The organism is Profundibacter sp., from assembly GCF_056498605.1.
Genome location: NZ_JBSMEZ010000006.1, coordinates 1 through 15,093, shown reverse-complemented (window position 1 = coordinate 15,093; position 15,093 = coordinate 1). Strand labels below are relative to the sequence as shown.

At 55.3% G+C, this 15,093-nt stretch carries 17 protein-coding genes; 7 read left to right on the top strand and 10 right to left on the bottom strand.

What is annotated here, in order from left to right; genetic code table 11:
• The first annotated feature begins 67 nt into the window (after positions 1–67).
• The 6 genes from ACWB12_RS00835 to ACWB12_RS00810 are packed head-to-tail and all read left to right on the top strand — an operon-like array spanning position 68 to position 4,775.
• Positions 68–988, top strand: a complete 921-nt coding sequence (locus tag ACWB12_RS00835) for a manganese-dependent inorganic pyrophosphatase (protein WP_479528160.1) — start codon at positions 68–70, stop codon at positions 986–988.
• A gap of 3 nt (positions 989–991) precedes the next feature.
• Entirely contained in the window at positions 992–1,864 is an 873-nt protein-coding gene (locus tag ACWB12_RS00830) for a TIGR01459 family HAD-type hydrolase (protein WP_479528159.1), read from the top strand.
• A gap of 9 nt (positions 1,865–1,873) precedes the next feature.
• On the top strand, positions 1,874–2,314 hold the full coding sequence (locus tag ACWB12_RS00825) for a MaoC family dehydratase (protein ID WP_479528158.1): 441 nt from the start codon (positions 1,874–1,876) through the stop codon (positions 2,312–2,314).
• Between the two features lie 9 nt (positions 2,315–2,323).
• Positions 2,324–3,262 (top strand): bifunctional riboflavin kinase/FAD synthetase, encoded by a 939-nt coding sequence (locus ACWB12_RS00820; protein ID WP_479528157.1) that lies wholly within the window; start codon positions 2,324–2,326, stop codon positions 3,260–3,262.
• Entirely contained in the window at positions 3,255–3,725 is a 471-nt protein-coding gene (locus ACWB12_RS00815; protein ID WP_479528156.1) for a YcgN family cysteine cluster protein, read from the top strand. Before ACWB12_RS00820 ends, ACWB12_RS00815 begins: the two co-directional genes overlap by 8 nt.
• The gene (locus ACWB12_RS00810) at positions 3,726–4,775 is read left to right on the top strand and encodes a threonine aldolase family protein (protein WP_479528155.1); all 1,050 of its coding nucleotides are present in this window, start codon (positions 3,726–3,728) and stop codon (positions 4,773–4,775) included. It begins immediately after the preceding gene.
• On the opposite strand, the gene ACWB12_RS00805 is transcribed toward ACWB12_RS00810, so the two are convergent.
• A complete protein-coding gene (locus ACWB12_RS00805) occupies positions 4,765–5,535 on the bottom strand; it encodes an alpha/beta fold hydrolase (protein ID WP_479528154.1) in 771 nt (256 codons plus the stop codon). The genes ACWB12_RS00810 and ACWB12_RS00805 overlap by 11 nt on opposite strands.
• 3 nt (positions 5,536–5,538) lie before the next feature.
• Positions 5,539–6,138: a DsbA family protein gene (locus ACWB12_RS00800; RefSeq protein WP_479528153.1), complete on the bottom strand. Its 600-nt coding sequence runs from the start codon at positions 6,136–6,138 to the stop codon at positions 5,539–5,541.
• 111 nt (positions 6,139–6,249) lie between these two features.
• Here ACWB12_RS00800 and ACWB12_RS00795 point away from each other — a divergent pair, with 111 nt between their 5' ends.
• A complete protein-coding gene (locus tag ACWB12_RS00795) occupies positions 6,250–7,275 on the top strand; it encodes a ribose-phosphate pyrophosphokinase (protein WP_479528152.1) in 1,026 nt (341 codons plus the stop codon).
• Here the strand turns inward: ACWB12_RS00795 and ACWB12_RS00790 are convergent.
• The 8 genes from ACWB12_RS00790 to ACWB12_RS00755 all read right to left on the bottom strand — a co-directional run.
• Positions 7,272–7,622: an H-type lectin domain-containing protein gene (locus ACWB12_RS00790; RefSeq protein WP_479528151.1), complete on the bottom strand. Its 351-nt coding sequence runs from the start codon at positions 7,620–7,622 to the stop codon at positions 7,272–7,274. The two genes, ACWB12_RS00795 and ACWB12_RS00790, sit on opposite strands and share 4 nt — an antisense overlap.
• A gap of 141 nt (positions 7,623–7,763) precedes the next feature.
• Positions 7,764–8,159 (bottom strand): F0F1 ATP synthase subunit epsilon, encoded by a 396-nt coding sequence (locus ACWB12_RS00785; RefSeq protein WP_479528150.1) that lies wholly within the window; start codon positions 8,157–8,159, stop codon positions 7,764–7,766.
• Positions 8,160–8,171: 12 nt separating this feature from the next.
• Entirely contained in the window at positions 8,172–9,602 is a 1,431-nt protein-coding gene (atpD, locus tag ACWB12_RS00780; RefSeq protein ID WP_479528149.1) for a F0F1 ATP synthase subunit beta, read from the bottom strand.
• 19 nt (positions 9,603–9,621) lie between these two features.
• Positions 9,622–10,497, bottom strand: a complete 876-nt coding sequence (locus tag ACWB12_RS00775; protein ID WP_479528148.1) for a F0F1 ATP synthase subunit gamma — start codon at positions 10,495–10,497, stop codon at positions 9,622–9,624.
• Positions 10,498–10,527: 30 nt separating this feature from the next.
• Entirely contained in the window at positions 10,528–12,063 is a 1,536-nt protein-coding gene (gene atpA / locus ACWB12_RS00770; RefSeq protein ID WP_479528147.1) for a F0F1 ATP synthase subunit alpha, read from the bottom strand.
• Entirely contained in the window at positions 12,063–12,623 is a 561-nt protein-coding gene (locus tag ACWB12_RS00765) for a F0F1 ATP synthase subunit delta (RefSeq protein WP_479528146.1), read from the bottom strand. The genes atpA and ACWB12_RS00765 overlap by 1 nt, the downstream gene beginning before the upstream one ends.
• A 487-nt stretch (positions 12,624–13,110) precedes the next feature.
• A complete protein-coding gene (locus tag ACWB12_RS00760; RefSeq protein ID WP_479528145.1) occupies positions 13,111–14,331 on the bottom strand; it encodes a hypothetical protein in 1,221 nt (406 codons plus the stop codon).
• A 166-nt stretch (positions 14,332–14,497) separates the two neighbouring features.
• Positions 14,498–15,093: methyltransferase domain-containing protein (locus tag ACWB12_RS00755; RefSeq protein ID WP_479528144.1), on the bottom strand; the 596-nt coding region annotated here is incomplete at its 5' end.

The following is a 15,093-nucleotide window of genomic DNA, read 5'->3' as shown; positions in this document are numbered from 1 at the left end:
GTGACAACCCGCCCCATCCCCCCTATAAGAACGCAAAATCGCAAACCCTATATACGGACACACCCCAATGATCAAAATCTTCGGCCACACCGCCCCCGACACCGATGCCACGGCTTCCGCCCTGATCTGGGCGTGGTATCTGAACGATATCGCCAAGAAACCCGCCACCGCCTACGTGCTGGGCGCGCCCAATACCGAGGCCGACTTTGTGCTGAAACGCTGGGGGTTCGAGACCCCCGAAGTGCTCACCGATCTGGAAGATGGCGAAAAAGTCGTGATCGTTGACACCAACAATCCGGCTGAGCTGCCCGCCAACATCGGCAACGCCGACATCCGCCAGATCATCGACCACCACGCGCTGGCAGGTGGCCTGATCACCAAGGGGCCGATCAACATCACCCTGCGCCCTGTCGCCGCCACTGCAACCGTAATGTATAGCATCATGCGTGAACCGGCGCTGGGTCAAATGCCCGATGCGATCAAGGGTCTGATCCTGTCCTGCATCCTGTCCGACACGCTGGAATTCCGCTCGCCAACCACCACCCCGCGCGATGTATCTGTGGCACACCGCCTGGCCAAAGACCTGAATCTGGACATCCCCGAATACGCGGCAGAAATGTTCAAAGCCAAATCCGACATCTCGCATTTCTCGGACGCCGAACTGCTGCGGCTGGACTCCAAAGTGTTCGACGTCGCCACCAGCAAATTCCGCGTCTCGGTGCTGGAAACCACATCGCCCGCCACCGTTTTGGAACGTCAGGCCAGCCTCATGGACAGCATGGCCGCCGTCGCAACCGAGGATGGCGTTGATCAGGTGCTGCTGTTCGTGGTCGATATCCTGAACGAGCAATCCACCCTGTTTATCCCAAATGACGCGGTGAAATCCGTTGCCGAAAAATCATTCGGCATCACCGTATCAGGCGACAGCGTGATCCTGCCCGGCGTCGTTAGCCGCAAAAAACAAATCATTCCAAATCTGAAAGTCTGAGCCGTGACACAAATCATCACGGCGCTGGCCGATATATCCGATCGCTACGACGCGCTTTATGTTGACCTGTGGGGCTGCCTGCACAACGGCGTCATCGCCTTCCCCGAGGCCGTCGCCGCCCTACAGGAATACCGCAAAACCGGCGGCACGGTGGTGTTGCTGACCAACGCCCCGCGCCACCGCGCCTCGGTGCAAAAACAGATCGAAGGCATGAATGTGCCCGCCGACAGCTGGGACACCATAGCGAGTTCCGGCGATAGTGCGCGCGCCAGCATGTTCCGTGGCGCTGTGGGAGAAAAAGTCTGGTATATCGGGCCGGATTCCGACCTGACGTTCTTTGATCCGATCAGCATCGTCAAAGACCCCGTCAACATATCGCGCGTGCCCTTGGAGCAAGCCGAAGGCATCGTCTGTATCGGCCCGTTTGATCCACACGCCGACCCGTCCGTGATGCGCCCCGAATTCCTGCTGGCCAAAACAAAGGGGCTAAAACTGCTCTGCGCCAATCCCGATCTGGTGGTCGACCGTGGCGGCGTGCGCGAATATTGCGCTGGCGCTCTGGCAGCACTTTACACCGAAATGGGCGGCGAAGTGGTTTACGTCGGCAAACCCTATCCGGCGATTTACGACCTTGCCCGCCGACGTCTGGACGCGGTGAAAACCGGCATCCCCGACAGCCGCATCCTGTGCATCGGCGACGGCATAGCGACCGACATAAAGGGCGCGATGGGCGAAGACCTTGACGCGTTGTTCATCTCGGGCGGATTGGCCGCGACGGAAACCAAAACCACCGATCAACCAGACAAAGAAGCGCTTGAAGCTTACCTTGCAAAAGAAATGACAACGGCCCGCTTCACCATGGGCCAACTGCGTTAGGACACCGCCATGACCGCACCTGAAATCGGCACGATCTATCTAGAAGACCTTGAAATTGGCCTGTCCCGCTCGATCACCAAAGTGATTGACGAACATGCGATCAACCTGTTTGCCGAAGTCAGCGAAGACCGCAACCCGCTGCATCTGGATGACGCGGCAGGAAAGGCGTCGATCTTCAAAACCCGCATCGCGCACGGTATGCTGTCCGCTGGCCTGTTCTCCGCCCTGATTGGCGAGCGTCTGCCCGGTCATGGCTCCATCTACATGTCGCAAAACCTGCGCTTCACCGCCCCCGTGCGCATTGGCGACACCGTGACAGCCACCGTCACCGTCACCAACATCATCCCTGAAAAACGCCGCGTGGCGCTGGATTGTATCGCCCGCGTGGGCGAAACGACCGTCATCACCGGTGACGCCTTGGTGCTTGCACCCACCCGCGCCAAAAGCTAACCACATCCCATGCATATCATCCGTGATTATCAGTATGCCGAACTTGAAGACCGTGGCGCTTCCGCCGCGATCGGAAATTTTGACGGCGTCCATCTGGGCCACCAAGCAGTGATCGATATTGCCCGCAGCCACGCCACCGATCTGGACTGCCCGCTGGGTGTGGTAACGTTCGAGCCGCACCCGCGCCAATACTTCGCCCCCGACGCCCCCGCGTTCCGGCTGATGGGGTTCGAGGCCCGCGCCAGCCAGTTGCAAAAAATCGGGGTGGAAAAACTGTTTGAACTGAACTTCAACAACCTTTTGTCCAACCTGACGGCTGAAGAATTCGCCAGCGATGTGATCAAAGACGGCTTGGGCCTGAAACACGTCGTGGTTGGCGCTGATTTTCATTTCGGCAAGGGGCGCAGCGGTGATGCGTCTGATCTGGTCCGGTTTGGTGCGCAAATGGGCTTTGGCGTCACCGTGGCCGACCTGATCGAGGTTGGCGATGGCGAGGTTTCCTCGACCGCGATCCGCGCCGCTTTAACTGATGGCCGCCCCGCTGATGCCGCCAAAATGCTCGGCCATTGGCACCGTATCGAGGGCGAAGTCATACGCGGCGATCAACGCGGCCGCGAATTGGGCTTTCCCACCGCCAACATGTCAATCACCGGCCTGCACCCACCAAAATTCGGCGTTTACGCGGTGAAAATAGACGTGCTGACCGGCCCGCATTCCGGCAGCTATAATGGGGCCGCCAGCATGGGGGTGCGCCCGATGTTCGGGGAAAACCTGCCAAACCTTGAAACCTTTATCTTTGATTTCAAAGGCGACATCTACGGTGCCCATGTGTCCGTCGCCTTGGTTGAATATTTGCGCCCCGAAGCAAAGTTCGACAGCCTTGAGGCGCTGATCACCCAGATGAACGCTGACTGCACCCGCACGCGCGAAATCCTAGATAATGTCTGATGATCCCATAAACCGCGCAGGATTGCGCGACCGGTTCTGGGAAAATGTGCCGCTAAAAAACCTTGTCCCGAGAGAATGGGAAGCGCTGTGCGACGGCTGCGGTAAATGCTGCCTCAATAAACTCGAAGACCCCGACACAGGCGAAATCGCCTTTACCCGCGTCGCCTGCCGCCTGCTGGATGGCGAAACCTGCCACTGTGGCCAATATGACATTCGCCTGCAATTCGTGCCCGACTGTGTCCACCTGACCCCGCAAAACATCAGCAAAATCGCCTACTGGATGCCCTCGACCTGCGCCTACCGTCTGGTCTATGACGGCAAACCGCTCTACGATTGGCATCCGCTGATATCGGGCAGCGCCCAAACGGTGCATGATGCGGGCCAATCCGTGCGCGGCTGGACCGTGCCGGAATTCGAAGTGCCCGAAGAAGAATGGGAAGACCATATAATCGAGGATCTATAGATGTTTTTTGCTTCAGATAACACCGGCCCTGTCCACCCAAGTATCATGGATGCGTTAAACCGTGCCAACACCGGATACGCCATGCCCTACGGCGATGACGCGATGATGGACAAGGTGCGTGGCCAGATCCGCGAGGTCTTTGAAGCCCCCGATGCCGCCGTCTATCTGGTCTCGACCGGCACGGCGTCCAACTCGTTAATCCTCGCCACTCTGGCGCAGCCGTGGGAAACCATATTTTGCTCTCCCGTCGCCCACATCCACGAGGACGAATGCAACGCGCCGGAATTTTTTACCGGCGGCACCAAGCTCACCCTCGTTGGTGGCCCGAACGCAAAAATCGATCCCGACAAACTGCGCCGTAAAATTGAGGCCGAGGAAACCCGCGGCGTCCACGGCCCGCAACGCGGCCCCCTGTCGATCACCCAAGTGACCGAACGCGGTACGGTCTATTCCGTCGATGAAATTAAAACTCTCTGTGACATCGCCAAATCATACGGCATGTCCACCCACCTGGACGGCGCACGCTTTGCCAACGCACTTGCTGCGCTTGGTTGCACGCCCGCCGAAATGACATGGAAGGCCGGCATTGATGCTGTCAGCTTTGGTGGCACCAAAAACGGCTGCATGGGGGTCGAAGCGGTGATCTTTTTCGATCCCGAACACGCGTGGGAGTTCGAGCTGCGCCGCAAACGCGGGGCGCACCTGCCCTCCAAGAACCGCTATATGGCAGCGCAAATGTCGGCCTATTTATCCGGTGATCTGTGGCTCCAAACCGCCCGATCCGCCAACGCCGCAACAGCCCGCCTGACAGCGGGGTTAAAGCAAATGGAAAACACTTCGTTTCTACATGAACCCGAGGCCAACATTATATTCGCCAGATGGCCCCGTGCGGGCCACCAGCGGTTGCATGATGCGGGGGCGCAGTATTATGTGATCGAGGGCGCGCTAGACGGCGATGATCCAGATGAAATCCTGACCGCGCGTCTGGTTTGTGACTGGTCCGCGACCGAGGAAAACATCGACCGGTTTCTGGCACTGGTCAGAGGCTAAGAAATTCAGAAATCGCCGCCGCCACCTGCGCACTATGGGTGATCGGAACCATATGCGATGCCCCCTCGACCTTAACCCGCTGCACATCCGGCAACCGTGCTGCCAGCGCATCATTAATAGCGGCCACAATGCTGGGCGATGCTGTGCCCTCAACCAGTAACACAGGGCATTTCACCCCCTCCAGCAGCCCCGCTACCGCCATCCCCGCACTATCGTCATAAAGGGTTGGCACCGTCGCCGGGATCAAACCAATACGTTTCGTCACATAGGCCCGCATTTCGGCGGGCAACTTTACCCAATCCGCACCCGTCCCCCATACATCGGTGAACGCTTGCGCTGCGGCCTCGTCTGCCCCGCGCTGCATCGCATCCACAAACGGCTGAAATTCCTGTGTATGGTCCGCATAGGCAGCCGTGCCCTTTGCCACAGCAAAAAACACCGGCTCGATCATCGTCAGACTGCGCACCATATCAGGCCGCTCCAACGCCAACCGCAGCGCCACCGTTGCCCCGAAGGAATGCCCGATCAGATGCATCGGGCGCTTCAGAAACCCACCCGCATCCGCAGTGCAAATGCTATGATAATCACCCGCCCCATCCCAGTCCGCCGATTTCCCGTGACCGCGAAAATCAAACCCGGTCATGGCTAACCCATCCGCTAGATGCCCCGCCACACCGCGCCACGCATCCGATGAGGCAAGCGAGCAATGCAACAGCAATGCCGCCTGCGCCCCCGCTCCCCAAACTTGCGAATAAACCACCGGCTAACCAATGCTCTCCAGATACCAATCTAGATCATCCAGCCGGTCCTGACCCCAAAACCGCTCGCCGCTATCGGTGATGTAAAACGGCGCCCCAAAGGCCCCTGCCGCCACGGCATCCTCCAAATTTCGCGCATAGGTTTCGGCACCCTGCAACATCCCCGAATTCACCAATTCAGGATCAAACCCCGTCGCCGATAAACATCCACGGATCACACCCTCATCCGCAATGTCCTTATCCTCCGCCCAACAGGCCGCCGTGATGCCATGTACCAATGCACCCAAATCCCCGCCGCCCGCATTTTGCGCCGCGATAATCGCATAGGAACTGGGGGCCGTATTGGTCGGCCAGAACGCGGGCTTCAGGTTTAATGCAAGCCCCGCCTTGGCCGACTGGCGACGTAATTCCTGTAGGCGGTAATCCTGCCGTGTCGGGTGACGTTCTTTTGGATGTATCCCACCAGTGCGGGCAAACAGCGCCACAATATCCAGTGGCTTGTAATTAATCGCCGCCCCATGCTTTTTCGCAATCGCTTCCAGCCGTTTGCCCGCCAAATATGTGTAGGGCGACACACTTGCAAAATAATAATCGATATCGGCCATTTTCCGGCACCTTTCCAACGCGTTTTCCTTCCCATGAGCCTAGCCGGATGGTAAGCGGTGTCAACGCTGCGAATCTGACATCCACCTGCTACCACACGGGGACTTGCCTTCATGCCAATCAATGCTAAGCCGATGCTGATTTCCGGAAACGCCAACCAACCCTTAGCTGAAGAAATAGCCCGATACGCCACAATGAACGGGGGCATGGATATTAGCCTTCTGGATGCGCGGGTGGAACAATTCAATGATCAGGAAATATTCGTCGAAGTGTATGAAAATGTGCGTGACGAGGACATCTTTATCATCCAGCCCACATCGAAACCCGCCAATAACAACCTGATGGAATTGTTGATCATTGCCGATGCCATGCGCCGCTCCTCGGCGGCCCGCATCACGGCTGTGATCCCTTACTTCGGCTACGCCCGCCAAGACCGACGCACCAAGGCCCGCACCCCGATCACCGCTAAACTTGTGGCCAATATGATTGTAGAATCCGGTATTGATCGCGTTCTAACGATGGATCTGCACGCCACTCAAATTCAGGGGTTCTTCGATATTCCGGTCGATAACCTCTACGCCTCGCCGGTGTTTACACTCGATATCATGCACCACTTTGGCGACCGGATGGATAAGGTAACTATTGTTTCCCCTGATGCTGGCGGTGTGGCACGCGCCCGCGATTTGGCCCAGCGTATCGGCAGTGGCCTGTCAATCGTCGACAAACGCCGCACCAAACCCGGTGAAGTGGCAGAAATGAAGGTGATCGGCGATGTCAAAGGCCAGATCTGTATCATCGTCGATGACATTTGCGATACCGCGGGCACTCTGTGCAAGGCCGCCGAAGTGATCATGGATCACGGGGCACTAGAAGTGCATTCCTACATCACCCACGGCGTTCTATCCGGCCCTGCCGTTGAACGGATCGAAAATTCGGTGATGAAACATCTGGTGATAACCGATTCAATCATGCCAACCCTGCCGGTCAAAGACGCGCGCAAAATCCGCATCGTGCCCGTGGCACCGCTATTTTCCCAAGCAATATTAAACACATGGGAAGGCACGTCCGTGTCATCCCTGTTTGACGTAAATACATTATCGCCGCTGTATAAAGGCAGCAAATGGGGTCAGAAAACCTAATATAGCGACCAGTCGTCTTCGCTGTTCACTTCACCAAACGCAATCCAGTCGGCACGCACGCGGGCAATCCGCGTATCGCCCCACGTCCGAAAAACCAGAGCAAATCCTTCGGGGTTTACCATTTCGGCAGATATATCCGCCCGCTGATTGGTATCACGGTCAAAATCCCACATCGAAACTCCAACCTGCACCACAGGTGTTTTGACAAATGGCTCGTCAAACACCACCACCTTTCGAAATTCGCGTGCCCCTTCGCCGGTCCACATCACGCCATCATGCTGATAGTCCGAAAACAGCATGACCGAGCCATTCTCAATACCGAGCGAATTGCTGTTCAGTTTCTTCATCCGGCCCTCTTTGGCGTGCTTACACCCATCGTTAGGGAGCAAATATAATAATAATTCAAATATTAAATAAAAAAACAGTTAACAAAAGTAAAAAGGCCCCGTATCCGGAGCCTTTCAGGAATTATATAGCAAGACCTAGGATCACTCCATGTCGTCAAGCAGTTGCACCATATCGGCAACCAGCTTCTCGGCGGCGCTCTTGTCCTCATCGCCAGCCTTCTCGGCCTGTTCACGCGCGAATCTCAGAACCCCTTCCAGGTCTTCCTTCTTCACGTCCGACCCTACATGCGCTTGCTCGGCCAGAACCGAAACACCCTCGGGTGAGATTTCGACAAAACCGCCGGTAACCACATAATCCGCATCTCCGTCAGGGCCTGAAACCTTCACCACGCCGGGGCGCAATGTGGTCAGAACCGGCGCGTGGTTCGGCAGGATTGTCATGTCCCCTTCGGACCCCGGAAGCATAACCTCGGTCGCAGATCGCGACGCAAGGCTGCGTTCCGGTGACACCAGATCAAATTGCATTGTATCAGCCATTTGAAACTCTCCTTAGGCTGCGTCAGCGGCCATTTTCTCGGCTTTGGCAATCACATCTTCGATGCCGCCAACCATGTAGAAGGCACCTTCGGGCAGGTGGTCATATTCACCGGCCACAACAGCTTTGAACGATGCGATCGTGTCTTCCATTGGAACCTGAATGCCGTCAGAACCAGTAAATACCTTAGCAACATCAAAAGGTTGCGACAGGAAGCGCTGAATTTTACGCGCACGGGCCACGGCCAGTTTATCTTCTTCACTCAACTCGTCCATGCCCAGAATGGCGATGATGTCTTGCAGCGATTTATAGCGTTGCAAAACCTGCTGAACGTCTGTGGCAACCTTGTAGTGCTCTTCACCAACAAGTGCCGGATCAAGCAGACGCGAGGTGGAACCCAGCGGATCCACAGCGGGGTAAATCCCCAGTTCGGAGATCGCACGGTCAAGAACCGTGGTCGCATCCAAGTGAGCAAACGAAGTCGCAGGCGCGGGATCGGTAAGGTCATCGGCAGGCACATAGATAGCCTGAACAGATGTAATCGATCCCGATTTGGTTGATGTAATCCGTTCCTGCATCGTGCCCATGTCCGTGGCCAGCGTTGGCTGATAGCCCACAGCAGATGGGATACGACCCAACAGCGCCGAAACCTCGGAACCCGCTTGGGTAAAGCGGAAGATGTTATCAACAAAGAACAACACGTCAGCGCCAGTTTCATCGCGGAACTGCTCGGCCAGTGTCAGGCCGGACAGGGCAACCCGCATACGTGCTCCGGGAGGCTCGTTCATCTGGCCGTAGACCAGCGCAATTTTACTATCCTCAAGGTTATCAGGAACGATAACACCGGATTCAATCATCTCGTGGTAAAGGTCATTGCCTTCACGCGTCCGCTCGCCAACACCGGCAAACACCGACACACCCGAATGAACCTTGGCGATGTTGTTGATCAATTCCATAATCAGAACGGTTTTACCAACACCGGCACCCCCGAACAGACCAATTTTACCACCCTTGGTATAGGGGGCCAAAAGGTCGATCACCTTGATACCTGTGATCAGGATTTCAGCCTCGGTGGACTGGTCGGCAAAATCCGGTGCTTCCTGGTGGATCGCACGGCGGGCTTTGGTTTCCACAGGGCCTTTTTCGTCAACCGGCTCGCCGATCACGTTTAGGATACGGCCAAGCGTCGCGGTGCCAACCGGCATCATGATCGGCTCGCCCGTGTCTGTCACGGCTTCGCCCCGCACCAGACCTTCGGTCCCGTCCATCGCAATACAGCGCACTGTGTTTTCGCCCAGATGCTGGGACACTTCCAACACCAGCTTCTTGCCGTTGTTTGTTGTGTCGACAGCGTTCAGAATGTTGGGCAATTCACCCGTAAAATGAACGTCGACGACGGCACCAATCACCTGCGTGACTTTGCCTGTTGCTTTCGCTTTTGCCATAATCAATTCTCCGCTTTTTCTAGAGTGCCTCGGCACCCGAAATAATTTCAATCAGCTCGTTGGTGATGACAGCCTGACGCGAGCGGTTATACTCGATCGTCAGCGCATCAATCATATCGCCAGCGTTCCGTGTTGCGTTGTCCATTGCAGACATCCGCGCACCTTGCTCGGACGCGCCATTTTCCAGCAGCGCCGAGAAAATCTGCGTCGCCACACCGCGTGGCAGCAAATCCTTCAGGATCTCGTCCTCGCCCGGCTCGTAATCATATACGGTGCCCGCATCGGCATCATCAGATGCTTCAAAAGACGCAGGAATGATTTGCAGCAACGTTGGTTCCTGCAACGCGACATTTACAAACGTGTTGTAGAATATCGTCGCAACGTCGAATTCACCATCGTCAAAGCGGCCCAGAACATCGCGGGCGATGTCATGCGCGTTCACGTAGCCAACCCGCTTCACTTCGGTCAGGTCAACATGGTTGATCATCTGATCACCATATTCCCGCTTCAACTGATCACGGCCTTTTTTGCCGACCGTTATCATTTTTACCGTTTTGCCCGCCGCAATCAGGTCGACGGCCTTGGCGCGCGCCATCCGGACGATGGACGAGTTAAACCCGCCACACAGCCCGCGTTCACCGGTCATCACAATCAGCAAATGCACAGCATCCGCACCACTGCCGCTAAGCAGTTTTGGCGCGGATTCACTATCACCAACCGACGCTGCCAGCCCGCCCAACACAGCATTCATACGTGCTGTATAGGGGCGGCCTTCTTCGGCAGCCTCTTGTGCGCGGCGAAGTTTCGCTGCGGCAACCATTTGCATGGCTTTGGTGATCTTGCGCGTGTTCTTGACGCTTCCGATCCGGTTTTTTAGGTCCTTAAGATTTGGCATTTACCAATTCCCACCCTTAAGCCATTAAAATTAAGCGAAATCCGCTGCGAATGCGTCAAGTGCTGCTTTGATCTTGTCTTCGATCTCACCTTTGATCTTTGGATCTTTGTTGGTGATTTCAGCCAGCAAATCAGCGTTTTTCTGACGCAGATGGGCCAGCAGACCTTCTTCAAAACGGCCAACATCCTTGACGGCAACCTTATCCAGATACCCTTTGGTACCGGCATAGATCACCAACACGATTTCGGCGTTGGTCAGGGGCGAATACTGCGGTTGCTTCATCAGCTCGGTCAGACGCGCACCACGGTTAAGCATGGCTTGTGTCGCCGCATCCAGATCGGACCCGAACTGCGCAAACGCCGCCATTTCTCGGTACTGCGCCAGTTCCAGTTTAACCGGACCCGCTACAGATTTCATCGAATTGGTTTGCGCACTTGATCCAACCCGCGAAACCGACAGACCTGTGTTTACAGCAGGGCGGATGCCTTGGTAAAACAGTTCAGTTTCAAGGAAGATTTGCCCGTCAGTGATCGAAATCACGTTGGTCGGAATAAACGCCGAAACGTCGCCGCCCTGTGTTTCAATGATCGGCAATGCGGTCAAGGAACCGGACCCGAAATCCTCGTTCAGTTTCGAGGAACGCTCCAGCAATCTTGAGTGCAGATAGAAAACATCGCCAGGATAGGCTTCGCGCCCTGGTGGACGACGCAACAACAGCGACATTTGACGATAGGAAACCGCTTGCTTGGACAGATCATCATAGATGATCAGCGCGTGGCGACCATTGTCACGGAAATGCTCGGCCATCGCTGTGGCGGCATAGGGTGCAAGGAACTGCATTGGTGCGGGATCAGAAGCAGTCGCGGCCACAATGGTTGTATATTCAATCGCGCCAGATTCTTCCAGTTTCTTCACCAACTGCGCCACGGTTGAACGCTTTTGCCCAATCGCCACATAGATACAGTATAGCTTGTCATACTCAGACTCAGCCGCATCATTATATGACTTCTGGTTCAGGATCGTATCCAGTGCCACAGCGGTTTTACCGGTTTGGCGGTCACCAATGATCAGCTCGCGCTGGCCACGGCCAATCGGGATCATCGCATCCACAGATTTCAGACCAGTCGCCATCGGCTCGTGAACCGATTTACGCGGGATAATGCCGGGCGCCTTGGCATCCGCAACAGCGCGTTTCTTGGTTTTGACAGGACCCTTGCCGTCAATCGGGTTGCCAAGGCCGTCAACAACGCGCCCCAACAATTCGTCCCCGACAGGAACGTCCACGATGGATTTGGTCCGCTTGACGGTGTCACCTTCTTTGATGTCACGGTCGGTGCCGAAGATAACAACACCAACGTTGTCAGCCTCAAGGTTCAGCGCCATTCCGCGGATACCACCGGGGAATTCAACCATTTCACCAGCCTGGATGTTATCCAGCCCGTAAACCCGTGCAATCCCGTCACCGACGGACAGCACACGGCCGACTTCGGCCATTTCGGCCTCTTTCCCAAAGTTCTTGATCTGGTCCTTAAGGATCGCAGAAATTTCGGCTGCTTGGATGCCCATTATCCGACCTCTTTCATTGCATTTTGCAGATTGCCCAGCTTCGATTTGATCGAGGTGTCGATCATCTTCGAGCCAACTTTAACGATTAAACCGCCGATGATTGAAGCATCGACGGAAGATTTGATTACTATATCTTTGCCAATGCTAGCCTTTAGCGTTTTGGCAAGACTGTCACTCTGTGCTTTGGTCAACGCCTTTGCCGACGTCACTTCGGCGGTCACTTCGCCTTTTTCATCCGCGATCAGTTTACGCAGGCTGACGACCAATTGCGGCAGCACAAAAAGACGGCGGTTAGACGCCATCAGGCCCAGCGTGTTTTTCACGATGGGCGAGAGTTTCATTTTTGTGGCAATCGCCGTGATCGCCGCACCTTGCTGGACGCGGGTATAAATCGGCGAATTGATCAACACGCCAAAATCAGGGCTATCTGCAAGCGCTGTATCAAGGGCATTCACATCCCCTTCAAGCACTTTCAGTTTTTTGCCCTCAACGGCCAATTCGAAAATCGCCGTCGCATAGCGCGCGGCGATGCCAGATGAGATTGAAGCTGGTTCAGACACGTCCACCCTTCCGCTGTCCTGGTCCCCTTAGGTCTGCACTGGTTCGCGCAAGGGACGACTGTGGCACATACGAATGCATGCACCTAATTTCGTGCAGGGTGTAGCAGAGGTGTTTTGGTGGGGCAACGGCGAATGCACGTTTCTGTGAAACTCATTGGCCAGTAATAATAGGGTTTTAGCGGGTGTGCGTCATAATGAGGCGATAAAATCTGTGTGCAGAGGGAGGATTCAAGGGGGAATGGGCGAATCTGCGTCTAATTTGTTTGCGGGGAGCAGTCAAAAGCAATGCGGTTATTAACAACCCGTTTTACAAAAATGTCAGCGCCCGACCTAGGTGGGCGCATAGTGCTGTGACCGCCACTTGCATTTAACTATCAATCCCTCCGAACCTCACTGCTAAACGAGCCCGTGCAAAAGCGCCCTCCTTGGGGAGGTCGGGCGCTGACATTTTTGCAAAATGACGGGAATAGAAAGCTAGGCATGCCGCTTACAAAAACGGCAGCCAATTCACCAGCGCTTCCAACAATTTCTCAACTGCAATAATCAACCCTATATAAATCGCTCCACCAGCGTCTTTTGACACCCGAGATTTCACATCCTGCGCAATACCCTTGGCAAACTCTGATGCCTTTTCCCACCAGACCCGTAACTTCGATATCTGATCTTCAGTTTCCTCTTTGCCCTGCCCTTTGATTGAATCGGCATCTTTCAATTCATTAATCACATCTGAAATGCATTCTAAATCTTCTTCAGTAAGTAGCGTCTTTTCTATTTCATCAGGTGGACGGTTGTGGCCAATACCAACAGGGGCCTGCCTTTCCTTTGCCAGTAATCTCGCAGCTTCTTGTGCGTGATCAGCAACCTCATACCGCAAACAGATTTCGTTGATCGATTTTAAGGCAACAACCTCACCTTGCTCCCAAACATCACCCTTAATCTGAGCAATCTCGATCAGCATATCCTTGTTCAGCGACTCACCCTTCAGAACCGAGTCATACCACTTGATCCAAAGCCCCCAATCAAGCGGCTGGGAGGGCTTAGTCAATGTATGCTTTAACGCCTTCCATTCAGGCTGAAGCGGATTGTCTTCATCATGCCAGAGCGGCAAGCGCTCCAGCGCCAGAGCAGAGATTTCATCCTTGTCAGCCCCGTTTATAGCTTCACAGTCCCACCGAATAGCATTCCAAGTGGCGGCATCGGCAACGTCTTCGCTGGAACGCTTCGCTTCGCGCACGGCTCTGTTGGCATCCCTAATGGCGGAATTTGCCCTATCGGCGAAACCTGGTAAGCCTTGGACGGAACGGGCTACATTGACAGAATGGTGGGCGGCAGTGGCGGCATAGAAGGCGGCACCGGCAGCAGTGCCAGCAGCATGGTCATTTGTGGCAAAGCTGGCATTGCTTTCATTATTGATTAAGTTGAAGGCACCGGCGACATTTGAAGAAGCGGCATCAGTAGCAGCTTCAATGATAAAAATATCAAGCGCTGGCATAGTGCGCATAACTTCCGAAACCAGATTAAATCGCAAAACTGGGAGGGTTGTTAATTTATTTTTTTTAGCCACGCTGGATTCATAAACCCATTGCCAATAAATCGGCAAAACCCGCATGGCAGCACGCCGCGCGATCCAGATCAACACCTCGCACGGTTGGCCTTTCAGCCATTCTTCCAGACTGTCTTCATCATTTATTTCTGTAATCTCTAACATTGCGTACATCTTGTCGATTTGATCCAAGATTGACAAGGCAAAGCGGCGGGGTGGCCCCGCCCTACAGGGCGTCACATCGAGCATAACTCAATGGGTTACAATCGAAAGTTTATCATATGGAATTCATATGGTTTTCATATCCAATTCATATACCCCATTCACCCCTTCAAACCGGTTTCGCCTCGGGAACCTTCATCCCCTCCAGTATCCGTAACGGACGCCGAACCGCCTCGCTCAACCCCGGTCTTTTGGGCGCCGGTATCTGTTTGCTGACCTCGACCATCAGCACCCCGCCCGCCACCACAGTCGGAATGCGCCGCCCCGCCTTTTCCCAAAATCCGGCCGTGCGCAGCCAGAACCGTTTGTGTGACGGTGGCGCATATAATGCCCCGACATGGCGCTCGGGGATCAACCCGTGACTTTTCAGCAGCGCCTCAAGCTGCCCCAAACTATAGGGCCGCCCATAGCCAAACGGCGTATGATCGCTCCGCGCCCACAGGCCCACGCGGTTGGGCACAATAAACAACGCCCGCCCCCCCGGGCCCAGCACACGGTAGCATTCTTGCAGCAGGGCAAACGGATGATCGCTGGTTTCCAGCCCGTGCATCACCACCAGTTTATCCACCGATCCGGTTTCCAGCGGCCACAGGGTTTCCTCGATCAGACAGGCCACGTTCTTCATCCCCACCGGCCACGCCATCACCCCTTGCGGCCCCGGCATCAGCCCGATCACCCGACGCGCCTCGGCCAGATAGGGGCGCA